This window comes from Stenotrophomonas maltophilia group sp. Smal12 (assembly GCF_037079935.1).
Classification (GTDB): domain Bacteria; phylum Pseudomonadota; class Gammaproteobacteria; order Xanthomonadales; family Xanthomonadaceae; genus Stenotrophomonas; species Stenotrophomonas sepilia.
On record NZ_JBAWUK010000050.1, the window covers coordinates 1 to 25,082 of the forward strand.

At 67.8% G+C, this 25,082-nt stretch carries 18 protein-coding genes; 11 read left to right on the forward strand and 7 right to left on the reverse strand.

Going from position 1 to position 25,082, the window contains the following annotated elements:
- Positions 1-272 precede the first annotated feature (272 nt).
- Together WDC87_RS17920 and WDC87_RS17925 are read right to left on the reverse strand one after the other, a co-directional pair.
- Positions 273-1,181, reverse strand: a complete 909-nt coding sequence (locus tag WDC87_RS17920; protein ID WP_252744337.1) for a LysR family transcriptional regulator — start codon at positions 1,179-1,181, stop codon at positions 273-275.
- A 327-nt stretch (positions 1,182-1,508) separates the two neighbouring features.
- Entirely contained in the window at positions 1,509-2,477 is a 969-nt protein-coding gene (locus WDC87_RS17925) for a LysR family transcriptional regulator (protein ID WP_061480260.1), read from the reverse strand.
- A gap of 110 nt (positions 2,478-2,587) precedes the next feature.
- Between WDC87_RS17925 and aceB the strand changes: the two genes are divergently transcribed.
- The 4 genes from aceB to WDC87_RS17945 all read left to right on the forward strand — a co-directional run bounded on the left by aceB (position 2,588) and on the right by WDC87_RS17945 (position 9,558).
- The gene (gene aceB, locus WDC87_RS17930) at positions 2,588-4,210 is read left to right on the forward strand and encodes a malate synthase A (protein WP_336331317.1); all 1,623 of its coding nucleotides are present in this window, start codon (positions 2,588-2,590) and stop codon (positions 4,208-4,210) included.
- A 64-nt stretch (positions 4,211-4,274) separates the two neighbouring features.
- Positions 4,275-5,576, forward strand: a complete 1,302-nt coding sequence (gene aceA, locus WDC87_RS17935; protein WP_252744874.1) for an isocitrate lyase — start codon at positions 4,275-4,277, stop codon at positions 5,574-5,576.
- Positions 5,577-6,011: 435 nt separating this feature from the next.
- Positions 6,012-7,052 (forward strand): GGDEF domain-containing protein, encoded by a 1,041-nt coding sequence (locus WDC87_RS17940; protein ID WP_252744875.1) that lies wholly within the window; start codon positions 6,012-6,014, stop codon positions 7,050-7,052.
- Positions 7,053-7,065: 13 nt separating this feature from the next.
- The gene (locus WDC87_RS17945) at positions 7,066-9,558 is read left to right on the forward strand and encodes a putative peptide modification system cyclase (RefSeq protein WP_252744876.1); all 2,493 of its coding nucleotides are present in this window, start codon (positions 7,066-7,068) and stop codon (positions 9,556-9,558) included.
- A gap of 7 nt (positions 9,559-9,565) precedes the next feature.
- On the opposite strand, the gene WDC87_RS17950 is transcribed toward WDC87_RS17945, so the two are convergent.
- Positions 9,566-9,862: an NHLP-related RiPP peptide gene (locus tag WDC87_RS17950; protein ID WP_072167317.1), complete on the reverse strand. Its 297-nt coding sequence runs from the start codon at positions 9,860-9,862 to the stop codon at positions 9,566-9,568.
- Between the two features lie 138 nt (positions 9,863-10,000).
- Between WDC87_RS17950 and WDC87_RS17955 the strand changes: the two genes are divergently transcribed.
- Positions 10,001-11,167, forward strand: coding sequence for a putative peptide maturation dehydrogenase (locus WDC87_RS17955; RefSeq protein WP_252744877.1), 1,167 nt, complete (start codon positions 10,001-10,003; stop codon positions 11,165-11,167).
- A 19-nt stretch (positions 11,168-11,186) separates the two neighbouring features.
- Here the strand turns inward: WDC87_RS17955 and WDC87_RS17960 are convergent, their stop codons facing one another.
- From WDC87_RS17960 to WDC87_RS17970, 3 genes are read right to left on the reverse strand one after another with little or no spacing between them, the layout of a single operon-like run.
- Positions 11,187-13,169 (reverse strand): acetyl/propionyl/methylcrotonyl-CoA carboxylase subunit alpha, encoded by a 1,983-nt coding sequence (locus tag WDC87_RS17960; protein ID WP_252744878.1) that lies wholly within the window; start codon positions 13,167-13,169, stop codon positions 11,187-11,189.
- Positions 13,170-13,195: 26 nt separating this feature from the next.
- On the reverse strand, positions 13,196-14,806 hold the full coding sequence (locus WDC87_RS17965) for a carboxyl transferase domain-containing protein (RefSeq protein ID WP_252744879.1): 1,611 nt from the start codon (positions 14,804-14,806) through the stop codon (positions 13,196-13,198).
- Between the two features lie 10 nt (positions 14,807-14,816).
- On the reverse strand, positions 14,817-15,980 hold the full coding sequence (locus WDC87_RS17970; RefSeq protein WP_072167315.1) for an isovaleryl-CoA dehydrogenase: 1,164 nt from the start codon (positions 15,978-15,980) through the stop codon (positions 14,817-14,819).
- A gap of 158 nt (positions 15,981-16,138) precedes the next feature.
- Here WDC87_RS17970 and WDC87_RS17975 point away from each other — a divergent pair, with 158 nt between their 5' ends.
- The 3 genes from WDC87_RS17975 to WDC87_RS17985 all read left to right on the forward strand — a co-directional run bounded on the left by WDC87_RS17975 (position 16,139) and on the right by WDC87_RS17985 (position 19,040).
- Positions 16,139-16,756 carry a TetR/AcrR family transcriptional regulator gene (locus WDC87_RS17975; RefSeq protein ID WP_180884847.1) on the forward strand — a complete coding sequence of 206 codons (618 nt, stop codon included), beginning with the start codon at positions 16,139-16,141 and terminating at the stop codon, positions 16,754-16,756.
- A 111-nt stretch (positions 16,757-16,867) separates the two neighbouring features.
- Positions 16,868-17,386 carry a c-type cytochrome gene (locus WDC87_RS17980; RefSeq protein WP_005407662.1) on the forward strand — a complete coding sequence of 173 codons (519 nt, stop codon included), beginning with the start codon at positions 16,868-16,870 and terminating at the stop codon, positions 17,384-17,386.
- A gap of 208 nt (positions 17,387-17,594) precedes the next feature.
- Positions 17,595-19,040, forward strand: coding sequence for an ExeM/NucH family extracellular endonuclease (locus WDC87_RS17985; protein WP_088496131.1), 1,446 nt, complete (start codon positions 17,595-17,597; stop codon positions 19,038-19,040).
- 223 nt (positions 19,041-19,263) lie between these two features.
- Here the strand turns inward: WDC87_RS17985 and WDC87_RS17990 are convergent, their stop codons facing one another.
- A complete protein-coding gene (locus WDC87_RS17990; RefSeq protein WP_088496132.1) occupies positions 19,264-20,121 on the reverse strand; it encodes an EamA family transporter in 858 nt (285 codons plus the stop codon).
- A 43-nt stretch (positions 20,122-20,164) separates the two neighbouring features.
- Between WDC87_RS17990 and WDC87_RS17995 the strand changes: the two genes are divergently transcribed.
- The 3 genes from WDC87_RS17995 to WDC87_RS18005 all read left to right on the forward strand — a co-directional run bounded on the left by WDC87_RS17995 (position 20,165) and on the right by WDC87_RS18005 (position 24,961).
- Positions 20,165-20,836 (forward strand): CocE/NonD family hydrolase, encoded by a 672-nt coding sequence (locus tag WDC87_RS17995; RefSeq protein WP_088496854.1) that lies wholly within the window; start codon positions 20,165-20,167, stop codon positions 20,834-20,836.
- Complete coding sequence (zapE, locus tag WDC87_RS18000; protein WP_061480271.1) at positions 20,833-21,933, forward strand: cell division protein ZapE; 1,101 nt, start codon at positions 20,833-20,835, stop codon at positions 21,931-21,933. The genes WDC87_RS17995 and zapE overlap by 4 nt, the downstream gene beginning before the upstream one ends.
- Before the next feature lie 625 nt (positions 21,934-22,558).
- On the forward strand, positions 22,559-24,961 hold the full coding sequence (locus tag WDC87_RS18005; protein WP_072167310.1) for a ribonucleoside-diphosphate reductase subunit alpha: 2,403 nt from the start codon (positions 22,559-22,561) through the stop codon (positions 24,959-24,961).
- Positions 24,962-25,082 lie beyond the last annotated feature (121 nt).

A 25,082-nucleotide genomic window follows, 5' to 3' on the forward strand; every position in this document is an offset into this window, starting at 1 on the left:
CCCCCCCCCCCCCCCCCCCCCCCCCCCCCCCCCCCCCCCCCCCCCCCCCCCCCCCCCCCCCCCCCCCCCCCCCCCCCCCCCCCCCCCCCCCCCCCCCCCCCCAGGTTTTTTTTATTATAACCCAACACAAAAAATTTATAATTTTTTTTTTTGGTGTTTTTTTTTTTTTTTTTATATTTAAAGTTTGAAGGCTTGCGCGGGCGGGGGCCCGGCAGCCGGCCGGGGGGGGGGGCCCCCCCCCCCCCCCCCCACTACCCGGGTGGAGTGCACGCCTACCCCTCGGCGAACGCTCCGCGCAGCAGCGTGGCGAAATTGCGGATCAGCGGCGTTACCCGTTCGCGGTGCCAGGCCAGCTGCACTTCCGAATGCGCGCCAGCATCGGCCAGTGCCACGAAGCGCGATCCTTCCACGCGTATGTGATCGCATGACGACGGCAGGATCGCCGCACCCAGGCCCGCAGCGGCCAGGCTGATCAAGGTCGATGCTTCACCGGCTTCCTGCACGATGCGCGGCGTGAAGCCCGCCGCTGCGCACAACGCGATCATGTGGTCGTGGATGCCCGCGCCGGCGCTGCGGCGGAACGCTACGAACGGCTCCTGCGCGAAGTCGCGCAGCGACAGCGTGCCCTGCTTCGACCGCCTGCGCAGGGCAGGGTGGTCGGCGTGCACGATCAGCGCCAGCGGGTCGACGAACAGGCTGTGCGCCACCAGTTCCGGCGGCAGCGCGCGCTTGCGGATGATGCCCACGTCCAGTGAACCGTCGAGCAGCGCATCGATCTGCTGCAGCGTGTTCATCTCGCTCAGCTGCAGCCGCACCTGCGGATACTGCTGACGGTAGCGCAGGATCGAACGCGGAATCTGCGGTGACAGTGGCGTGGCGCGAGTCAGACCGATATGCAGTTCACCCTGCTCACCACGCTGTGCACGCTGTACCTCGTCCACGGCCGTTTCCACCTGCTGCACGATGGCGCGTGCACGTTCCTGCAGCAGCTCGCCCGCAGGCGTCAGCTGCACGCGGCGGTGGCTGCGCACGAACAGGCGCGCGCCAATCAGTTCTTCCAGCTGGCGGATCTGCTGGCTGAGCGGCGGCTGTGACATGCCCAGCCGCTCCGCCGCCTGGCCGAAGTGCAGCGTATCGGCGACAGCGAGAAAGTAGCGCAGGTGACGGAGTTCGATGGACATGCGTCGAGTTTATTCATCGTCAGCCGGAAATGGATCAGAGGCGGGGTCAGTGCCCGTTGCGCAGCAACGGGATCCGACCCCGTGCCGACCAACGGTCGGCACCCACCATGGGGAGCATTTCCCACAGTTCGCAGAAAACGGTCGAAGGCGGGGTGGGTCCGGTTGCGGGGGCGTGAGCGCCATGGATGGCGCGACCGAGCCTCCATGGACGGATTTACGGCGTTCCCCGTAACCGGACCCACCCCGCCATCCCACGGAAAGCCCGCTGTCGCCGTTGCTGTTGCTTCGGCCTCTGCAGGTGCAGGGCGCAGCCCTGCCGGACACCCCTCACCGCTCCGAATGCCCGCTCTGGTCGTAATCGCGCGGACTGAACAACTCCGGCTGGATCAGCTCGATGAACGCCCGCGCCTGCGCCGACAACGCCTTGCCCCGGCGCACGATCACCCCGTAGCTGCGCTCGGGGAACCAGCGCTTCATCGATCGCGCCGCCAGCCGCTCGTGGTCGGCCTCGTTCAGGCACAGCGCCGGCACGATGGAAATGCCCATGCCCATCGCCACGTACTGCTTGATCACTTCCCAGCCCCCCACCTCCAGCGCCACGGTGTAGGCGATGCGGTGGCGCTGGAACACTTGGTCCACCAGCCGGTAGGTGATCTGCCGCTTCGGCGGCAGCACCAGCGGATAGCGCGCAATATCGGCCAGCTCCAGCTCGCCGCCCTTGGCCAGCGGATGATCGTGCGGTGCGATCAGCACCTGCTCGAAGCGGTAGGCCGGGGCGTAGGTCAGGTCGGCCGGCACATCGGTCATCGAACCGATCGCCAGGTCGGCGGCATCCTCGCGCAGCAGGTCGGTGCCGTCGGCGCTGATCGCGTTGTGCAGGGTCAGGCGCACGTCCGGATGGTGCAGGCGGAAGCGTTCGACGATCTTCGGCAGCAGGTACAGGATGGTCGAACTGTTGGCGGCGATGTTGAGCTCGCCCGCGTCCAGGCCGCGCACCTTGTCGCGGAAGCGCGCCTCCAGCCCGTCCAGGTTCTCCACCAGCGGCTGTGCCATCTCGTACAGCAGCTGGCCCTCGCGGCTGGGCACCAGGCGCCGCCCGCTGCGCTCGAACAATGGCACCCCCAGCTCCCGTTCCAACGCCTGCAACTGCAGGCTGATGGCCGGCTGGCTGACGAAAAGTGCCTCAGCCGCCCGTGAGACCGAGCCCAGGCGCACGGTCTGGCAGAACGCGCGCAGCGGCTTCAGCCGGTCGGATTTGTAGGAAAAACGCGGACTTGGCGCGGTGCGTGTGCTCATCGTGTAACGAGTATTAGCACAACTTATGTAAAACATTGCAAAAACTGTTTTGCCAAATACTGAGGCCCGGCGGCACCGTGGAGACGTTCCCCCACCGCTGGAGTCGCCCCATGTCCGCCGTCGCTTCCGCCGTTCCCACCCCCGCCACCAAGGCCACCCCCGGCATCGCCCTGGCGACCCGCGTGGCCGGCCAGGACACCGTGCTGCCGGCGCCGCTGCGGGCCCTGCTGGTGTCGCTGCACCGCGCGGTGGAACCGGGCCGGCAGGCACGGCTGCAGGCCCGCCGCGAGCGCCAGGCGTTCTTCGACCAGGGCGGCCTGCCGGACTTCCGTGAAGACACCACCGCGATCCGCAGCGGCGACTGGCGCGTTGCGCCGCTGCCGGCCGCGCTGCAGGACCGCCGCGTCGAGATCACCGGCCCGACCGACCCGAAGATGGTCATCAACGCGCTGAACTCGGGCGCCAAGGTGTTCATGGCCGACTTCGAGGATTCGACCTCGCCGACCTGGCGCAACCTGCTGGCCGGGCAGCAGTCGCTGGCCGCGGCGGTGCGCGGCGATCTGGAATACACCGCCGCCAATGGCAAGCACTACACGCTGCGCCCGTATGACGAACAGGCGGTGCTGATCGTGCGCCCGCGTGGCTGGCACCTGGACGAGAAGCACGTGCGCATCGACGGCCAGTTCCTCGCCGGTGGCCTGTTCGACGCAGCGGTGTTCGCCTTCCACAACGCGCGCTCCCTGCAGGCGAAGGATCGTGGCCCGTACTTCTACCTGCCCAAGCTGCAGAGCATGGAAGAGGCGGCGCTGTGGGAGACCGCGCTCTCGCACATCGAAGGGATGCTCGGCCTGCCGCACGGCCAGATCAAGGTGACCGTGCTGATCGAAACGCTGCCGGCGGTGTTCGAGATGGACGAGATCCTGCACGCGCTGCGTGACCGCATCGTCGGCCTGAACTGCGGGCGCTGGGACTACATCTTCTCGTACCTGAAGACCTTCCGCCGCCACGCCGACCGCGTGCTGCCCGAACGTGGCCAGGTGACCATGACCCAGCCGTTCCTGAAGGCCTATTCGGAACTGCTGATCCAGACCTGCCACCGCCGCGGTGCGCATGCGATGGGCGGCATGGCCGCGCAGATTCCGATCAACAACGATGCCGCCGCCAACGAGCAGGCCATGGCCCGCGTGCGCGCCGACAAGCTGCGTGAAGTCAGCGCCGGCCACGACGGCACCTGGGTCGCGCATCCGGCGCTGATTCCGGTGGCGATGGCGATCTTCGACGAACACATGCCCGGTGCGAACCAGCACAGCGTGCTGCGCCAGGACGTGCGCGTCGGCCGCGACGAACTGATCGCGCGGCCGCCGGGCACCATCACCCGCGCCGGCTTCGAAGGCAACGTGGAAGTCTGCGTGCGTTACCTGGCGGCGTGGCTGGATGGCAACGGCTGTGTGCCGATCCATCACCTGATGGAGGACGCGGCCACCGCCGAGATCAGCCGCAGCCAGTTGTGGCAGTGGCTGCATACGCCGGGCCAGCAGCTGGACGATGGCACCGCGATCGACCTGGCCCTGCTGGATTCCACCCTGTCGCAGCTGCCGGCACGGCTGGGCGATACCGCCGCGCTGCCCGGTGGCGCACGCATCAGCGAGGCCATCGCCCTGCTCGGCGAATTGAGCCGCAGCGACGAACTGACCGATTTCCTGACCCTGCCGGCCTACGCGCGCATCGACTGACTGCCGCCCGCGTCTGCCGCCGTTTCCCTCCCCGCCGCACGCACGAACCGAACTGGAGAAAGACATGAGCAAGCTGCCCACTGCCGAACAGATCCAGCACGACTGGGATACCCACCCGCGTTGGGAAGGCATCCAGCGCAACTACAGCGCTGCCGACGTGGTGCGCCTGCGCGGCACCGTCCACATCGAGCATTCGCTGGCCCGCCTGGGCGCCGAGAAACTGTGGGCGTCACTGCACGAGCGCGAGTTCGTCAACGCGCTGGGTGCGCTGACCGGCAACCAGGCCATGCAGCAGGTCAAGGCCGGCCTGAAGGCGATCTACCTGTCCGGTTGGCAGGTGGCGGCCGACGCCAACCTGGCCGGGCAGATGTATCCGGACCAGTCGCTGTACCCGGCTGATTCGGTGCCGGCGGTGGTCAAGCGCATCAACAACACGCTGCTGCGCGCCGACCAGCTGCATCACGCCGAAGGCAAGGATGACATCGACTTCCTGCAGCCGATCGTGGCCGATGCCGAGGCCGGCTTCGGCGGCGTGCTCAACGCCTTTGAACTGATGAAGGCGATGATCGAGGCCGGCGCCGCCGGCGTGCACTTCGAGGACCAGCTGGCCTCGGTGAAGAAGTGCGGGCACATGGGCGGCAAGGTGCTGGTGCCGACCCGCGAGGCGATCGAGAAGCTCAACGCCGCACGCCTGGCCGCCGACGTGATGGGCGTGCCGACCCTGCTGGTCGCGCGCACCGATGCCGAAGCTGCGGATCTGCTGACCAGTGACATTGACGGCAACGACAAGCCGTTCACCACCGGTGAGCGCACCGTCGAAGGCTTCTACAAGACCCGAAACGGCCTGGACCAGGCGATCAGCCGCGGCCTGGCCTATGCGCCCTACGCCGACCTGGTGTGGTGCGAGACCGGCAAGCCGGACCTGGAATTTGCACGGAAATTCGCCGAGGCGATCCATGCGAAGTTCCCCGGCAAGCTGCTGGCCTACAACTGCTCGCCCAGCTTCAACTGGAAGAAGAACCTGGACGACGCCACCATTGCCAAGTTCCAGCGCGAACTGGGCAGCTACGGCTACAAGTTCCAGTTCATCACCCTGGCAGGGTTCCATGCGTTGAACTACGGCATGTTCAATCTGGCCCACGGCTACGCACGCCGCCAGATGAGTGCGTTCGTGGAACTGCAGGAAGCCGAGTTCGAAGCGGTCGAGCGCGGTTTCACTGCGGTCAAGCACCAGCGTGAGGTCGGTACCGGCTATTTCGATGCGGTGACCCAGGCGATCCAGCAGGGCCAGTCGTCGACCACCGCGCTGACCGGCTCGACCGAGGAAGAGCAGTTCCACGGCGGGCGGAGCGAACGCGCGGCGTGATCCGGTGCGCCGCGTGATCCGGTAGTGCCGGCCGCTGGCCGGCAATCACGGGATGCTCCGGGCGCTGCGTGGCAACCGGCCAGCGGCCGGCTCTACCGGGCCCTGGAAATCCGATCAGGGTGGCCAGGGAAGGGCCAGGCAACGCCGGCCGGTCGGGGGACCTGCCGGCGTTGTTGTATCGATGCAAGGGGTAGCCAGCGGGCAGCGTCAATCAGGCGCACCCCGGGTTCCGGCAACTTGGCCGAAACCCTGTGAAACCCGGCATCGAATTGATCCAGCAGGGGTTTTGCCCGGGCGCCCGTGACCAGAACGGGCCACCACCGATCTTCACATCAATCAAGATCGGCAGAGCGGTCAAAATGAGATAGGGCGCACACTTTAAAGCGGTGCTATGCTCCGCGGCTCACCAGGGGACGCTGGCGGCGGGTGCAGGGAATGACCGGCAGGGGTGCGGCCGAGAACAGTGATGTGACGACAGGTATCGCCCGGGTGGCGATGGCCGAGATCGTGCACGCGCTGTTGTCAGATGCCGAGGTGGCATTGTTTGCCAGATTCGCCCGCGCATGCAAGCTCCGTGCCGGACAGTGGCTGTTCCAGCGTGGCCACCGCGGCGAGCGCATGTATGTGATCCTCGAAGGCCAGATCGAACTGGACTTCGGCGAGGACCTGGTGATCAAGACACTCGGGCAGCATGAGTTCTTCGGAGAACTGGGCCTGCTGGTCGGCGACCACCTGCGCAGCGCGAGCGCGCGCGCGCTGGTCGAATGCGATGTGCTGGAACTGGGGCCGGCTGATTTCCACCGGCTGGTCGAATCCAATCCGGGCCTGGTGGCCTATTTCCTGCGCCGCACGATCATGCGCGTGCTGGCCAACGAACAGGCCCTGATCAGCCAGCTGCGCCGGCGCAACCACGATCTGGAAACCGCGCTGGACAACCTCTACATCACCACCCACCAGCTGACCCACACCCGCGAGCTGGTGCGTACCGATGAACTGACCGGCCTGCACAACCGCCGTGGCCTCACCCTGTACCTGCAGGAGTGCCGCGAGCGTGCCGAGGGGCCGCCACAGGCGCTGCTGCTGATCGACTGCGACCGCTTCAAGCAGATCAACGACCGCCACGGCCACCAGGCCGGCGACCGCGTGCTGCAGAGCATGGGCAACATCCTGCGCTCGATGGCTGGCGAACAGGATCTGGCCTGCCGGCTTGGCGGCGATGAGTTCTGCCTGATGCTGCGCCGTGGCAACCGCGAGATCGTGCAGCACGCTGCCGAGTTCATCCTCAGCGCGGTGCACGGCCTGCTCGAGCGCAGTCACGGCACGCCGCATGTAAGCCTGGTCAGCATCGGAGCCAGCCTGCTGGATGCCGACGCGGGCTGGAGTGAGTGGTATGCCAGCGCCGATCGGGCGCTGTACCGGGCCAAGCGTGATGGCGGCAACTGCCTGCGCTGGGTGGATGATCCGGACGGCCAATAGGGAGATGCAGGCGATGAATGGCGACAACGGAACGTCAGCCCCGCATAGCCCACAGCTACGCGCCCTGCTGTTCACTGATCTGTGTGATTCGCTGCAGCTGGTCGAGCGGATCGGCGACGTGGCGGCGGCGAGCCTGTTCCAGGAACACGACCGCCTGGTGCTGGTGCTGCAGCACCGCTGGAATGGCCAGCTGATCGATCGTTCGGACGGCCTGTTCATGCTGTTCGAGCGCGCCATCGATGCCCTGGGCTTCGCCCTGGACTACCAGCGTGAACTGCATGCGCTGGGCCAGCAGCGTGCGATTGAACTGCGCGCGCGTGCTGGCCTGCATGTGGGCGACGTGCTGACCTGGGAAAACAGTGCCGAGGCAGTCCGCGCCGGCGCCAAGTCGATGGAAGTGGAAGGCCTGGCCAAGCCGATGGCGGCGCGCCTGATGATGCTGGCCCGGCCCGGCCAGATCCTGTTGTCGGCGGTAGCCGAATCGCTGACCCGCCGTGCCACCGATGCGTTGGGCGAGCGCGGCACGCGCCTGTTGTGGAAGTCGCACGGGCGCTGGCGCTTCAAGGGCGTGCCGGTGGTACAGGAAGTGATCGAAGTGGGCGAGATCGGCTCCGCACCGCTGCGCATGCCGCGTGCCAATGCCAAGGCCCGCCGCGACCTGCCGTTGTGGCGGCAGCCGCTGGTGCTGGCCGCCGAAGGCCTGGTGCTGGCGGTGGCGGTGCTGGGCGGCTGGCTGCTGCTGCGGCCGGAACCGGCGATCGCGTTCGCCGAGCGCGACTGGGTGGTGCTCGGTGATGTCGACAACCTCACCGGCGACCCGATCTTCGACGACTCGATGCGGCACGCGATCCGGATCGCGCTGGAGCAATCGCGCTACGTGAACGTGCTGTCGGAGGGCAAGATCCGCGAAAGCCTGGAAATGGCGCGGCTCTCGGGCGATACCCGGCTCAGCCGCGATACCGCGGCCAACGTGGCGGTGCGGGAAGGCGCGCGCGCCGTGCTGCTGCCGACGGTGCGGCAGAAGATCGGTGGCTACGAGCTGGCCATCGATGTCGCCGCACCCGGCAGCGGCCAGGTGATCCAGACGTTCACCGCCACCGTGGATCGATCCGACCAGATGGTGTTCGCGGTGGACGACGTGGTCGGGCGCCTGCGTCGCGGACTGGGCGAATCGGTGGCGAGCCTGGAACAGTCGTTGCCGCTGCCGCGGGCATCGACCCAGGACCTTCGCGCACTGCGTGCATTCGCGCTGGCGGAAAGTGCACTGGGCCAGCGTCGCTTCGAGGAGGCGCGCAACCTGTACCAGGCGGCGATCGATATCGATCCTGGTTTCGCCCTGGCCTACATGGGCGTGGCCAAACTGCATGCGCGCGTCGAGGAAGGGCGGCGTGCACGCGAAGCCATGCAGCATGCGCTGGACCTGCAGGATCGGCTGCCGCCACGCGAGCGGCTGTATCTGAAGGCCTGGATGGCCGAGCTGGAGCCGGGTGGCTGGGCGCTGGAGCAATGGCGCACGCTGGCCAAGGTCTATCCGGATTCGTTCGCGGGGCTGTCCAACACGTCCTGGTACCTGCTGCAGGCCAACCAGTTCAGCGAGGCCGAACCCTATGCGCGTGCGGCCGCAGTACCGCAGGATCCGCTGCGGCTGTATCCGCTGGTCCACCTGGTGCGGATACAGATCGCTGCCAACCAACCGCAGCTCGCTGCCGAAACGCTGGCCCAGGCGCAGGTCCTGCGCGGCCGTGATGACGCCGATGAGACCGGTGTGGATGTGCTGGTGGCGCAGGGGCAGTACGCGAAGGCAGCGAAGCTGTTACCGCAGATCCACGCCAGTGATGGCCTGCAGGAGCGGATGAAGCTGCGTGCGCAGTTGTTGCTGGCTGCTGCGCAGCGCGATTGCGCGGCCATGCAGCAGGCGATACGCGAAGATGCAGCGGCGCCGACGCTGGTCGATCTTCAGGTGCAGCAGCGCCTGCAGCACGCCAGCGTGGCGGCGCTGTGCCCGAGCGCAGACCGTGCCGGGCTGCAGGCCATCGCGGCGCTGCTGCAGCCGATGCTGCAGGAGCGTGATGATCCCATGCTGCATGCCCGTGGCCTGCAATGGCTGGCACTGGTCCACCTGGCGCAGCGGCAGGGCCAGTTCGAACTGGCCAGGCGCTGGCTGGACGAGCAGCGGCCCCTGCTGCGCAGCCTGCGCAGTCCGGTCGCGGACCGCTGGCTGCGCATCGTCAGCGCCATGGACGAACTGCAGATGCAGCGGCCCGATGCAGCCCGCGCGCTGATCGAGCCGATGCTCGATGGCAGCGAGCCGGTGCAGGCACACGTCGTGCTGCTGCTCGCGCTGCGCGCACAGGGCAATGAAGCCGCGGTACGCCGCGAGCAGGCCTGGCTGTCCCAGCATCGCGGCCAGGCCATTGCCGAGGTCACCGCCATGCAGGTCTGGCAACCACTGAACGTGCATGACGTGTCCATGTGGGCATCGCCGGCCACGGCCGGCGCGCCCTGATGGCGGGTCAACCGTCGATGCGCTCGCCGACCTTGCCGGCTTCGAAGCAGAACACCACGGTCATGGCCGCCACCGACCCGGACAGGTGGGCCTGCAGCCCGTCACGCACCTGGCTCAGCTCTTCGACCGAGGCCAGGGTGCCGATCTTCATGCAGTCGTTCTCGCCAACGGCACCGTCCAGCCCGATCGAGGCCAGGGCCTTGGCCGGCGACGCGGTGAAGTGGCTGCGGAAGTCGTCGCTGCCGATCAGGTGGTCCAGCAGGAGGCTGGCGTCTGCGGCGGAAAGGCGGGGATGGGTGCTCATGGGGATCGTCCGTAAGTGGAGTTTCTCGTATCGGCCGCGACAGCCTGCCATTGAGGGCCGCGCTGTGCACATCGCTAAAGTTGGCCGCGCCGCGGTCGTTGCTGCTATGCCGGTTGTGCGGCAGAAGGAAGGAAACCGATGCGCCTGCGCCGCTGCGCCAGCCTGATGTTCGAGCCCCGCGAGGCGGTCACCCTGGACCTGCGCGCGATGCTGGCCGGCCACGCCGAGATGGACAGCCAGATCAGCTGGGTGGCGCTGGCCGCGCATCTGGACCAGCCGCTGCCGGTGGACGCCGAGGAGCGCCAGCTGCTGGGCGAGCTCAGCGCGCACCGCTGGAGCGAACCGCCCGCCGATGCCTCCCCGGCGATGCTGGCCCGCCTGGTCGAGCAGGGCCTGCTGCTGACCGACCCGCCGAGCGAGGTGGGGCACCAGCTGCGCGACGAGGCGCTGCGGCGCAGCCAGTGGTGGCCGCTGGCTGCACTGGCCCATCGCCATGCACGCTGGCAGGCCGTGGACAGCGTGGAGGACATGCGCCGGCAGGGGTTGGACACCGCTGCCGGCCTGCGCCAGCGCCTCGGGCCGCCACCGCCGGTGGTGCAGCCCATGCAGGGCGACTACCAGCCGCTGCCGCGCAGCGAAGAGGCCGCGTTCGACGCACTGCTGGCGCGCCGCACCACCTGCCGCAATTTCGACCCGCAGCGCGCGTTGCCGCTGCCGTTGCTGGCCCAGGTGCTGCAGCGCACGCTGATGGCGCACGCGGTGCAGAAGGTCGAGCGCGATACCGAGTTCCTGAAGAAGAACGTGCCTTCCGGTGGCGGCCTGCATCCCACCGAAGGCTTCCTGCTGGTGCAGAACGTGGAAGGACTGGCACCGGGCCTGTATCACTACCACCCGGTGCAGCACGCCGTGCTGCCGCTGCCCTCGCCACCGTCGCAGGCACTGCCGGCGCTGGCGCGGCGGATGCTGTCCGGACAGGCGTGGTTCGCCGATGCGCCGGCGCTGCTGGTGCTGGCGCCGCGCTATGACCGCTGCTTCTGGAAGTACCGCAACCACGCCAAGGCGCACCGTGCGGTGGCGCTGGATGTCGGTCACATCTCGCAGCTGCTGTACCTGTGCGCGACCGAGCGCGGCCTGGCCGCCTTCGTCACCGCAGCCATCAACGATGCCGATGTCGATCGTGCCTTCGGCTTCGATGGCATCGGCCAGAGCGCGATGGCCATCTGCGGCCTGGGCTGGCGCAGTGCCACACTGGACACGGCCGAATTCGATCCCGCTGGTCGGGTGACGGCGGGCGACGACCGCTGAGCGACCGTCGCCCCGGCGTTCACGCCGCTTCGAAGTCCACCAGCACCGCGCCGTCGTTGACCTGGTCACCGGCCTTGGCGCGGTAGCCCTTCACCGTGCCGTCGGCCGGCGCCTGCAGGGTGTGCTCCATCTTCATCGCTTCCAACACCACCAGCGGCGTGCCGCGCTTGACCTCGGTACCGGCGGCGACCAGCGTGGCCACGATCTTCCCGGGCATCGGTGCCAGCAGGCTGCCGGCATCGGCCACGGCGTGGTCCGATTCGCTCACCGGATCATGCAGGGTGAAACGGTGCTGGCCGTCGGCGCCGAACAGGTACAGCTGGTCACCGTCGCGCAGCAGCTGCAGTGTCCAGCGGCGCCCCCCCAGCTGCACCGCCAGCCCCCGCACATCGGCTGTGCCGATCACCTGCACGGGTGCTGCGTCATCGCACTGCACGCGCCAGCCATCGGCCTGCGCCCACACCTTCAGCGTGTGCCGGCATTCGCCCTGCTGCAGCGGCAGCACGCGCGGCGCGGGCGCGCCAAGGCGCCAGCCGTCCTGCGCCTGCCACGGCGAATGCGGGTCGCGCGCGTCGCTGGCTGCACCTGCAGTAGTGGCCACGGCGGCCACCGCCGCCAGCAGCCACAGCGCATCATCGCTGTCACCCACCTGACCCAATGCGGCCTGCTCGCGCTCGATCAGCGCGGTATCCAGCTTGGCGTGGGTAAACGAATCGGTGTTCACCAGGCGGCGCAGGAAACCGGCATTGGTGGTCACGCCCACCACCTGGCAGTCGGCCAGGGCCTGGCTCATGCGGCGCAGTGCGGCGTCGCGGTCCACGTCCCAGACGATCAGCTTGGCAATCATGGGATCGTAGTACGGCGTGATGCTGTCGCCTTCCTCGACACCGGTATCCACGCGCACATGAGTCGACGGCGCCGGCAGGCGCAGGCGGCGCAGGAGGCCGGTGGACGGCAGGAAACCACGGTCGGCGTCTTCGGCATACAGCCGCGCCTCGATGGCGTGGCCGTGGATCGCCAGCTGCTCCTGGCGCAGCGGCAGTGGCTGGCCCGAGGCTACGCGCAGCTGCCACTCCACCAGGTCGGTGCCGGTGATGTACTCGGTCACCGGGTGCTCGACCTGCAGGCGGGTGTTCATCTCCATGAAGTAGAAATCGCCGTCCGGGCCGGCGATGAACTCCACCGTTCCGGCGCCGACGTAGCCCACCGCGCGCGCGGCATCGACCGCGGCCTTGCCCATCGCCGCACGACGTTCGGGGCTCATGCCCGGGGCGGGCGCTTCTTCCAGCACCTTCTGGTGGCGGCGCTGCACCGAGCAATCGCGCTCGAACAGGTAGACCGCATCACCGTGGCTGTCGCCGAACACCTGGATCTCGATATGGCGCGGGCGCTCGACGTACTTCTCGACCAGCACATGGTCGTTGCCGAATGCCGAGGCGGCCTCGCGCTGGCAGCTGGCCAGTGCATCGACGAAGTCCTCGCTGCGTTCGACCTTGCGCATGCCCTTGCCACCGCCACCGGCGCTGGCCTTGATCAGTACCGGGTAGCCGATGGCATCGGCCTGCGCGCGCAGGAACGTCGGCTCCTGCTGGTCGCCGTGGTAGCCCGGCGTCAGTGGCACACCGGCCTTGGCCATCAACGCCTTGGCCGCGCTCTTGTCACCCATCGCGCGGATCGCGCTGGCCGGCGGCCCGATGAAGGTGACGTCGGCGGCGGCGCAGGCATCGGCGAAGTCGGCATTCTCGGACAGGAAGCCGTAACCGGGGTGGATCGCCTGCGCGCCGGTCAGGCGTGCGGCGTCGAGCAGGGCGTCGCCGCGCAGGTAGCTCTCACGCGCGGCGGCCGGGCCGATGTGGATGGCCTCGTCGGCCAGGCGTACGTGGCGTGCGTTGCGGTCGGCATCGGAATACACCGCCACGGTGGCGATGCCGAGGCGGCGGCAGGTGGCGATGACGCGGCAGGCGATTTCGCCGCGGTTGGCGATCAGGACTTTGGTGAACATGGCAACAGGCTCGGTCATGGCACGGGTTACATGCGGAACACGCCGAAGCGCGTCTGCTGCGGGGCGGCGTTGAGGCTGGCCGACAGCGCCAGCGCCAGCACCCGGCGGGTGTCGGCCGGATCGATCACGCCGTCGTCCCACAGGCGTGCGCTGGCGTAGTACGGGTGGCCCTGCTGCTCGAACTGATCGCGGATCGGTGCCTTGAACGCGTCTTCCTCCGCTGCCGGCCACTGGCCGCCCTTGGCCTCGATGCCATCGCGCTTGACCGTGGCCAGCACGCTGGCGGCCTGTTCGCCACCCATCACGCCGATGCGCGCGTTCGGCCACATCCACAGGAAGTTCGGCGAGTATGCACGGCCGCACATGCCGTAGTTGCCGGCACCGAACGAGCCACCGATGACCACGGTGAACTTGGGTACCCTGGCGCAGGCCACCGCCATCACCAGCTTGGCCCCGTCCTTGGCGATACCACCCTGTTCGTACTTTCGACCGACCATGAAGCCGGTGATGTTCTGCAGGAACACCAGCGGGATGTTGCGCTGGGTGCACAGCTCGATGAAGTGCGCGCCCTTCAGTGCCGACTCGGAGAACAGGATGCCGTTGTTGGCGATGATGCCGATCGGGTAGCCGTTCAGATGGGCGAAGCCGGTGACCAGCGTTGCGCCGTAGCGCGGCTTGAATTCATCGAAGCGTGAGCCATCGACCAGCCGCGCGATCACTTCGCGTACGTCGTAGGGCTTGCGCGTATCGGCCGGGATCACCCCGTACAGTTCGGGTGCCGGCAGCAGCGGTTCCTCGGGCGCCTGCACCGCCATGGCCGGTTCCGGCTTGCGCCAGTTGAGCTGGGCGATGATCGCGCGCACCCGTGCCAGTGCCTGCAGGTCGTTGTCGGCCATGTGGTCAGCCACGCCGGAGATGCGCGTGTGCACATCGGCACCACCCAGTTCCTCGGCCGTCACCACTTCGCCGGTGGCCGCCTTCACCAGCGGCGGGCCGCCGAGGAAGATCGTGCCCTGCTCGCGCACGATCACCGTCTCGTCGCTCATCGCTGGCACATAGGCACCACCAGCGGTGCAGCTGCCCATCACGCAGGCGATCTGCGGAATGCCCTGTGCCGACAGGTTGGCCTGGTTGTAGAAGATGCGGCCGAAATGGTCGCGGTCGGGAAAGACTTCGTCCTGCAGCGGCAGGAACGCGCCACCGGAATCGACCAGGTAGATGCACGGCAGGTGGTTCTGCTCGGCGATCTCCTGCGCGCGCAGGTGCTTCTTCACCGTCATCGGGTAGTAGGTGCCGCCCTTGACCGTGGCATCGTTGGCCACGATCACGCATTCCACGCCACTGACGCGGCCGATGCCGGCCACTACGCCAGCGGCCGGCACGGTGTCTTCGTACATGCCGTGCGCGGCCAGCGGCGCGATTTCCAGGAACGCGCTGCCCGGGTCGAGCAGGGCGTCGATGCGGTCGCGCACCAGCAGCTTGCCGCGCGCGGTGTGCTTGGCGCGTGCGGCTTCGCTGCCACCCAGCGCGGTGCGGGCGAGGGTGGCATGCAGGTCGTCGACCACGGCCTGCATGGCCGCGCGGTTGCTTTCAAACGTTTCGCTGCCCGGTTGCAGCTGGGTGCTCAATACGGTCATCGCAGTGGCCTTACAGGGTGCGCTGGAACAGTTCGCGGCCGATCAGCATGCGGCGGATCTCGGACGTGCCGGCGCCGATCTCATACAGCTTGGCATCGCGCCACAAGCGGCCGGTCGGGTATTCGTTGATGTAGCCGTTGCCGCCCAGGATCTGGATCGCCTGGCCAGTCAGCCAGGTGGCCTTCTCGGCGGCGTACAGGATGGCACCGGCGGCGTCCTGGCGGGTGGTGCGGCCCTGGTCGCAGGCGCGTGCCACGGCATAGACATACGCGCGGCAGGCACCCAGGCCCACGTACATGTCGGCGATCTTGGCCTGGATCAGCTGGAAGCTGCCGATCGGCTCGCCGAACTGGTGGCGCTCGTGCACATACGGCATCACCACGTCCATGGCCGCGGCCATCAGGCCCAGCGGGCCACCGGACAGCACCACGCGCTCGTAGTCCAGGCCGGACATCAGCACGCGCACGCCACCGCCAACCTGGCCCAGCACGTTCTCTTCAGGAATCTCGCAATCCTGGAACACCAGCTCGCAGGTGGGCGAAGAACGCATGCCCAGCTTGTCCAGCTTCTGCGCGGTGGAAAAGCCCTTCATGCCCTTCTCGACCAGGAACGCGGTGATGCCCTTGGCGCCGGCCTCCATGTCGGTCTTGGCGTAGACCACCAGCACGTCGGCATCCGGGCCGTTGGTGATCCACATCTTGTTGCCGTTGAGCACGTAGCGGTCGCCGCGCTTGTCCGCGCGCAGCTTCATCGACACCACGTCCGAACCGGCGCCCGGTTCGCTCATCGCCAGCGCGCCCACCCTGGCGCCGCTGCACAGGTCGGGCAGGAAGCGCTGCTTCTGTTCCTCGTTGCCGTTCTTGCGCAGCTGGTTCACGCACAGGTTGGAGTGCGCGCCATAGGACAGGCCGATGCCGCCGGAAGCGCGCGAGATCTCTTCCATCGCCACCACATGGGCCAGGTAGCCCATGCCGGTGCCACCGTATGCTTCTTCCACGGTGAGGCCCAGCAGCCCCTGTTCGCCCAGCTTCGGCCACAGGGCCAGCGGGAACTGGTTGCTGGCATCGGCCTCGGCGGCCAGCGGCGCGACCTCGGCGGCGGCAAAATGGGCCACGCTCTGGCGCAGCAGGTCGATGTCTTCGCCAAGATCGAAGTTCAGGGATGGCACGTGCATTGTGGTGGCTCCACGGCGGGATGGCAGGAATGGACGCACCCGGCGGGGGAGTGGGCGGCGGTCTGCAGGACCGTCACCTACACGGGCGATGGCCCCAGCGTAGCGGGGTTCGGGTAAGAAGTGAATACGAATTCAAAAATTGAAACTAGAATCAGAACATGGCCTATAAACGCTCTGCATTGATGGAAGAACGCCTGGCGGGCGCCCGAGAACGGATCCTGCTGGCCACCCGCGCGCTGGTCGCCACTGGCGGCTGGCGCAATGCCCCGGTGACGGCCGTGGCAACCCAGGCGGGGGTGTCCACCGGCCTGATCTACCGGCATTTCCCATCCAAGGCGGAGCTGTTCGTGGAAGTCCTCAATGCCGCCGTGGCCCACGAGGTCGCGATCATGGAGCGGATCGCCAGTGGCCCGGAGGCGGCCAGCGAGCGGCTGCGGCTGGCGATCACCGCCTTCGTCCGCCGTGCCCTGGCCGGGCCGGGGCTCGCGCACGCCTTCATCGTCGAACCGGTCGACCCGGATGTGGAAGCCGAGCGCATGCGCGGTCGTCGCGCCTTCGGCGACGTGTTCCTGCGGCTGGTGGAGGAGGGCGTGGCGGCCGGTGAGCTGCCTGCGCAGGACGCGCATGTGGCCGCCGCCTGCCTGGTGGGTGCCTTCACCGAAGCGATGGTCGGCCCGACCGCACCCAGCCGCGCAGCGCACCGCGACGAAGACGCGCTGGTGGATGCGATCTGCAGCTTCTGCCTGCGCGCGATCGGCGCCCCGGCAATCCGGTAGCGCCGCATCAGCAGTGACGCCTGTTGTCGCACGCAAAGTGCGTTCTATACTCGGCCCATCACGCAGTCGCTCAGCCGTGGTCCAACGACTATCAGCCAGGGGTAACGAAGAGTGCGGAATTACGATCTGGAGTTCCTGAAACGCTTCTCCATGGTGATCGCGCTGCTGGCGACCATCACCCTCGGCCTCATTCTCCTTGCCGCCTACATCCACACCCGGATTCCGCCCGAGGTGTCGCCGACCGCGGCCAAACGCACCGAACAGCGCATCTCGCCCACCGGTGCAGTCTATGCCGGCAGCACCGGCGCCGCCGCGCAGGCTGCCGCCAAGGCCGCCGCGCTGGCCAAGGCCGCGTCGCAGGTGGCCTACGGCGGCACCAAGGATGGCAAGGTGATCTTCGACAACCTGTGCACCGCCTGCCACACCACCGGCGTGGGCATGGCACCGACGCTGGACCATTCGCACTGGGACAAGCGCATCGCGCAGGGCAAGGACACGCTCTACAAGCATGCCATCGAGGGCTATACCGGCCCCGACGGCGGCATCATGCCGCCCAAGGGCGGCAACCCGGCCCTGACCGAGGAGCAGATCCACGCCACCGTGGACTGGATGCTGGGCAACCTGAAATAGCCGCCGCAACGCGCCGCTTCCTGTAGAGCCGAGCCCGCGCTCGGCTGCTCTGCGCGCGGTGTGGCCAGGTGCAGCCGAGCATGGGCTCGGCTCTACGATCCCCCGGCTTTGCCCACCGAGGCCTGATCGCTCATATGCCCCCGCTGCGCAGGCGGCGTTTCGCATTTCAGGGTTAGTCTGTGCGCCTCTTCCATGGAGTCGCCCGTTGATGCGCCGCCGTTCCCTCGCCCTTGCCCTGTCCCTGCTGCTGCCGGCCGGCGCCTTTGCCCAGGCCCAGCCGCAGGCCGCACCGGTCGCGCCACCCTCCGCCGCGCGCAGCAGCGCCACCGTGGTGCTGACCGCCGCGCCGGCCGACTGGCGCGCGCTGGATGGCCAGCGGGTGCGCATTGCCGCACCGCTGACCCTGGCCGGTACCGACGGCCTGGAGCGCTTCGGCCAGCTCACCGTAGCCTTCGATGGTCGCCTCTGGCAGCCGACCGAAGTGGCCGCGCCGGGTACTGCCGGCTATGAGCAGGTGATGGCCGACAACCAGCGCCGCCGCCTGGTGCTGGAAGATGGCCGTGATGCCCGAGACCCCGCCAGCGTGGCGTACCTGCCGGGCAGCCCGGTGCTGCGCACCGGCATGCAGCTGCGTGACGTGCAGGGCATCGTGCGCATGGACGCGCAGGGCCATCCGCGCCTGCAGGTCGAAGGTGTGCTGAAACTGCCGGAACTCAAGCGCCCGGCAGTGCCGACGGTGCCGGGCAGCCTGCACGTGGCGGCCTTCAACCTGGAGAACTTCTTCAACGGTGACGGCCAGGGCGGCGGCTTCCCGACCCTGCGCGGCGCCCGCACGCTGGACGAGCACAAGGCGCAGGTGGCCAAGCTGGTCGCCACGGTCAACGCGCTGGGCGCCGACGTCGCCGCGCTGATGGAGCTGGAGAACGACGGCTACGGCCCGCAGTCGGCCATCGCCGAACTGGTCGATGCGCTCAACCGTGACCGCGGTGCGCAGGGCGACTGGCGCTTCGTCGATGCCGGCAACGGCCCCGGCGACAACCCGATCCGGGTCGGCATCATCTACCGCAGCTCACGCCTGCAGCCGGTCGGCACGCCGGCCACGTTGACCGGCGGCCCGTTCGTCGAGCACAGCCGCGTGCCGCTGGCGCAGGCCTTCCAGGGCAAGCAGGGCGCGCCGTTCGTTGTGGTGGCCAATCACTTCAAGTCGAAGGGCTGCCGCGACGCAAGCGGCGCCGACGCCGATCGCAACGACAACCAGGGCTGCTGGAACGCCACCCGCGTGGCCTCGGCGCAGCAGCTGCATGCCTGGCTGCAGACGGATCCGACCGGTACCGGTACAAAGGACGCGGTACTGCTCGGCGATTTCAATGCCTACGCGATGGAAGATCCGATCCGCACCCTGCACGACCTGGGCTGGCAGGACGCGTTCAAGGTCGCCAAGGCCGAGCATCCCTACAGCTACGTCTACAACGGCTACACCGGCCGCCTCGACCACGCGCTGCTGAGCCCGGGCATGGCCAGGCGCCTGCGCGGCGCCGCCGAATGGCACAGCAACGCCGATGAGCAGGACGCCAGCGGTTACCAGGGCCGCAACGTGCAGGGCCCGTGGCGCAGCTCCGACCACGACCCGCTGCTGCTGGGCTTCGACAGATAGGGTTCGCCGGGGATCTGCTCTGGGAGCGACCTTGATCGGCACGGATCCTGCTGTTGCTTTTTATCTTCCATTCCGCCTTCAAGCGAGCCGAGCATCGCAGGGTACCGGTGCACAGCACCGGCTCGCGGCTGGCGGCGCGTTTCTTTTGGTCACTTTTCTTTTCGCGCGAAAAGAAAAGTGACATCCCTCCGCGGGCGCGGAAATGGCACGCCGCGACCAATGCTCACCCCCAGGCGATCAAGCCGATCGCCAGCACCGCCAGCGCCAAACCGGCACGGTTCCACTTCGTGGTGGCCTCGCCGAAGGCAAACACGCCCACCAGTGCACCCAGCACCACCACGCCGATGTTCATGCCTGCGAACACGGTGGCCGGGTTGTCCGGCATCGACTGGTGCGCATGCACATAGAACAGGATGTTGCCGCCATTGAGCAGGCCCAGCAGCGCGCCTGCGCCCAGGTTTCGCCAGGCCAGCCGGCTGCGGCCACGCGCATGCCGCCACAGCTGCAGGGCCAGCATCAGCACGAAGGCTACGCTGAAGCTGGCCAGCACCGCCGCCATCGACGGCGTGCCCGACAGCGCCACCTGCTTGAGCAGCACGTCCACCACCGCAAACCCGGCCCATACCCCCAGCAGCCAGCCCCAGCCGCCGGGCGAGGACGCCACCGCCGGGCCACGCGGGCGCAGGCTGATCGCCACCATCGCCAGCAGGCCCAGGCCGAGCCCGGCAAGTTTCCACGGCGTCGCGGTCTGGCCGAAGAACAGGAAGGCGGCAGCCAGTGACAGCAGCAGCGACAGGCGCTGTGCCACATCGCTGCGCACGATGCCGGCCACCGCCACCGCGCGGCCCAGCACCAGGAAGATCGAGGGCAGCACCACCGCCAGCGCCAGCAAGGACAGCCACGGGGCATGTGGCGCGCGCAGCGCATCCAGCGGCGGCTGCAGCACCGCGGCGGTGAGCGTTGCCGCCACCAGATAGTTCCAGGTGACCATCTGCGCGACATCCAGCTGGCGGCGTCCAGCCACCTTCAACACCACCGAAACCAGCACGCTGCAGATCACGGCCAAAGACAGGTAGAGCATGGGGCGGGCACAGGGCAGGGGCGGGGGACGGTATCATGGTGCCATGCACAAGCCCTCGTTCCCCGTCGCCCCCGGCGAAACCGCCTGTCTCCAACTGGATGGCCCGGCCGGCCCGCTGGAAGTGGTCGTCGACCTGCCCAAGGCCGACGCGCCGGTGCAGCCGATCGTGGCCATCGTCTGCCATCCGCTGTCCACCGAAGGCGGTACCCTGCACAACAAGGTGGTCACCATGACCGCCACCACCCTGCGCGAGCTGGGCATCGCCACGGTGCGCTTCAACTTCCGCAGCGTCGGCGCTTCGGCCGGTACCTTCGATGGCGGCGTGGGCGAGCAGGATGACCTGAAGGCGGTCGCCGCCTGGGTGCGCAGCCAGCGCCCGCACGACCGGCTGTGGCTGGCCGGTTTCAGCTTCGGTTCGTTCGTTTCGCTGAAGGCCGCTGCCGCGCTGCAGCCGGAGGCGCTGATCTCGATCGCGCCACCGGCCGGCCGCTGGGACTTCGATGGCATCGTACCGCCGGCGCGCTGGCTGGTGATCCAGGGCGAGCAGGACGAGATCGTCGACCCGCAGGCTGTCTACCAGTGGCTGGACACGCTGGAGTTCCCGCATGAGCTGGTGCGCATGCCCGAGACCAGCCACTTCTTCCACCGCAAGCTGATCGACCTGCGCGGCGCGCTGACCCACGGCGTGAAGCACTGGCTGGGCGCGGCGGCATGAGTGCAACCGAGCTGACCCCGTCGCAGCGGTACGCGGAAGGGGTCGCCCGTGGTGACTGGCAGGACGACCCGGCCCAGCATGCAGCGCTGGCCGAGCTGGACCGCATCCACCTGGGCCTGCTGGACAGTGCCGAGGACGGTTGGCTGGACCGCCTGTCCGCGTTCTGGAAGAAGCCCGAGCCGGTGAAGGGCCTGTACTTCTGGGGCGGCGTCGGCCGCGGCAAGACCTTCCTGGTCGACCTGTTCTACGACGGGCTGCCGATCAAGCAGAAGTACCGCACGCATTTCCACCGCTTCATGCGCAGCGTCCATGAGCGCCTGCGCGAGCACCAGGGCCAGAGCGACCCGCTGGCGAAGATCGCCCAGGAATGGCGCAGCAACCTGCGAGTGCTGGTGCTGGACGAGTTCTTCGTCACCGACATCGGCGATGCGATGCTGCTGGCGCGGCTGCTGGAGCGCCTGTTCGCCGAGGGCGTGACCCTGGTCACCACCTCCAACACCGCAGTGGAGAACCTGTACCTCAACGGCCTGCAGCGTGAGAGCTTCCTGCCGGCCATCGGCCTGCTGCAGCGCTTCTGCGTGGAGCTGTACGCAGAAGGCACCGAGGACTACCGGATGCGCGCGCTGACCCGCTCGCCGGTGTACCGCGCACCGTTGGCCGCCGACAGCGACGACTGGCTGGCCACGCGCTGGAGCGAACTGAGCGGCGGCCAACCGGCCAAGCCCGGCAACATCGAGATCGAGGGCCGCAAGATTCCGGTCCGCGGCCGCGGCAAGAGCATCGCCTGGTTCGATTTCGCCGCGCTGTGCGAGGGCCCGCGCGGGCCCTCGGACTACATCGAGATCGCGCACGAGTTCAACACGGTGCTGCTGGGCGGCATTCCCGCCTTCGATCGCCTGAACGAGGATGCCGCGCGCCGCTTCGTCAACCTGATCGACGAGTTGTACGACCGCCACGTCAACCTGGTCTGCACCGCCAGCACCTCGCCGGTCGAGCTGTACACCGGCCAGCGCCTGCAGGGCGCGTTCGAGCGCACCGCCTCGCGCCTGATCGAGATGCAGAGCGCCGAGTACCTGGGCACCCCGCACCGGGCGTGAGGGGGCCTGAGGGCGTGCGTTGCCGGCCAATGGCCGGCACGACCACCCCGGAATTCCGGTAGTGCCGGCCGCTGGCCGGCAATGATCGGGGGGGAGGGCGCAACGGCGTTTCCCTGCGGCCACTCCTCCGGCCCGGCCGACACATGCGGCCTCGCGTCGCTGCCTGGCGGGTGATCCCGACGTCCACCGGATGCCCACCACCTATCCACAGGGTTGTCCCTAGCCAGTTTCATCACTGTCATGTGAAGCTGTCATTGTTCCGTTTCCGCGGTGCGTTGTGCCACCGCAGTGACGCCTTTCGGGCTTGACTGCGCAGCCCGTTCCGGCAGGTCTGAAGCGTCTGATCAGGGCGCCGATGGCACGATCCTTGCGGCGCAAGGGATTGCCGAATTTCACTACATTTGGCGTTGACGGACCCCATTACCCCCACTATCTTGTGGCCGTCGGTCGCCGCAACCCCACGGCTGGGGGTTGGCCGCAGTCTCCATTGGCGATCGTCAACGGCAGTGGCAGGCGCAGGGTCTCATCCCCTGCGACGCCGTACTGCCATCCTGGGCCGTCATGTCCCGGGCTGCGTCACCCCGATGCATCGAGCACCCCCAATCACGCCAAGAGGACATACGCCGTGAGCACCGAATCCAGCGCCACCATCGAGAAGGAAAGCGAATTCCTGTTGACGTCGCCGCCGACGGCCAACGCGATGAGTGTGACCAAGCGCAACGGGACCACCGAGCTGGTGGACCTGAACAAGATCGTGCGCGCGGTGCAGCGTTCCTCCGAAGGCCTGCACGCCGTTGACCCGATGCGCGTGGCCACCCGCACCATTTCCGGCCTGTACAACGGCGCTACCACCCGCGAGCTGGACGAACTGTCCATCCGCACCGCCGCCCTGCTGATCGGTGAAGAGCCCGAGTACGGCCGCCTGGCTGCGCGCCTGCTGGCCAACTACATCGCCAAGGAAGTCTCGGGCCAGGAAATCTACGCCTTCTCGCAGTCGGTCAGCCGTGGCCATGAAGTCGGCCTGATCAACGACCGCCTGCTGAACTTCGTGCAGACCAATGCACGCAAGCTCAACGACGCCATCGACATCTCGCTGGACCTGAACTTCGATTACTTCGGCCTGCGTACCCTGTACGACCGTTACCTGCTGCGCCATCCGCACACCCGCAAGGTGATCGAGACCCCGCAGCAGTTCTTCCTGCGCATCGCCAGCGCGCTGAGCGAGGACGTGTCCGAGACCCTGGCGCTGTACAAGCGCATGGGCAACCTGGACTACCTGCCGTCCAGCCCGACCCTGTTCAACTCCGGCACCACCCACGAGCAGCTGTCCTCGTGCTTCCTGCTGGACTCGCCGCAGGACTCGCTGGAGTCGATCTATGCCAAGTACGGCGACATCGCCCAGCTGTCGAAGTTCTCCGGCGGCATCGGCGTCAGCTACACCCGCGTGCGTTCGCGTGGCTCGCTGATCAAGTCGACCAACGGCCACTCCAACGGCATCGTGCCGTGGCTGAAGACCATGGATTCGTCCGTGGCCGCGGTGAACCAGGGCGGCAAGCGCAAGGGCGCAGCCTGCGTGTACCTGGAAACCTGGCACGCCGACATCGAGGACTTCCTCGAACTGCGTGACAACACCGGTGACGAAGCCCGCCGTGCGCACAACCTGAACCTGGCCAACTGGGTGCCGGACCTGTTCATGAAGCGCGTCGAGGCCGACCAGGAATGGTCGCTGTTCGATCCGCGCGTCGTGCCGGAGTTCACCGACCTGTTTGGCGAAGCCTTCGAGGCTGCCTACCTGCAGGCCGAAGCCCAGGGCAAGGCCAGCCGCACCATCCCCGCGCGCAAGCTGTACGCCCGCATGATGCGTACGCTGGCCGAGACCGGCAACGGCTGGATGACCTTCAAGGACAAGTGCAACCGCGCCAGCAACCAGACCCTGCGTCCAGGCAACGTGATCCACCTGTCCAACCTGTGCACGGAAATCCTGGAAGTCACTTCCAACGATGAAACCGCAGTGTGCAACCTGGGTTCGATCAACCTGGGCAACCACTTCGACGAGCACAACGAGTTCGACTTCGACAAGCTGGCCGAGACCGTGCGCCTGGCCGTGCGCCAGCTCGACCGCGTCATCGACCTGAACTTCTACCCGATCGAAACCGCCCGCCGCGCCAACCTGCGCTGGCGTCCGGTCGGCCTGGGCTGCATGGGCCTGCAGGATGTGTTCTTCCGCAAGCGCCTGCCGTTCGACAGCGCCGAAGCCCGCGCGCTGTCGAAGAAGATCGCCGAAGCGATCTACTTCCACGCGCTGGAAACCTCCTGCGAGCTGGCCCAGGAACGCGGCAAGCACCCGTCGTTCAACGACACCCGTGCCGCCAGTGGCGAACTGCAGTTCGACGCCTGGAACGTGGTGCCGGAAGACACTGCGCGCTGGGATGCCCTGCGTGAGCGCATCAAGGAACACGGCCTGCGCAACTCGCTGATGATCGCGATCGCGCCGACCGCGACCATCGCCTCGATCGCCGGTTGCTACGAGTGCGTCGAGCCGCAGGTGTCCAACCTGTTCAAGCGCGAGACCCTGTCCGGTGACTTCCTGCAGGTCAACCGTTACCTGGTCAACGAGCTGAAGAAGCTGGGGCTGTGGACGCCGGAAATGCGCGATGCCATCAAGCTGGCCGAAGGCTCGATCGCCGGCGTGGCGCAGATCCCGGAAACGCTGCGCGAGGTCTACCGCACCGCGTGGGAACTGCCGATGCGTTCGCTGATCGACATGGCCGCCGAGCGTGGCGCCTTCATCGACCAGTCGGCCTCGCTCAACCTGTTCATGGAAAGCCCGAACATCGGCGCGATGTCCTCCATGTACATGTACGCCTGGAAGCAGGGCATCAAGACCACCTACTACCTGCGTTCGCGCCCGGCCACCAAGATCGCCAAGACGACGGTGAGTGCCGCCGCACCGGCCAAGGTGTTCAGCCCGGACGAAGCCATCGCCTGCTCGCTGGAAAACCCGGAAGCCTGCGAGGCCTGCCAGTAACACGCCGCGCGGTGGGTGCCGACCGTTGGTCGGCACTCGAACACCTCGCACCTGTAGAGCCGAGCCATGCTCGGCTGCAGCACGGAAACACCAAGGTAGCGCCGGGCCATGCCCGGCGTTT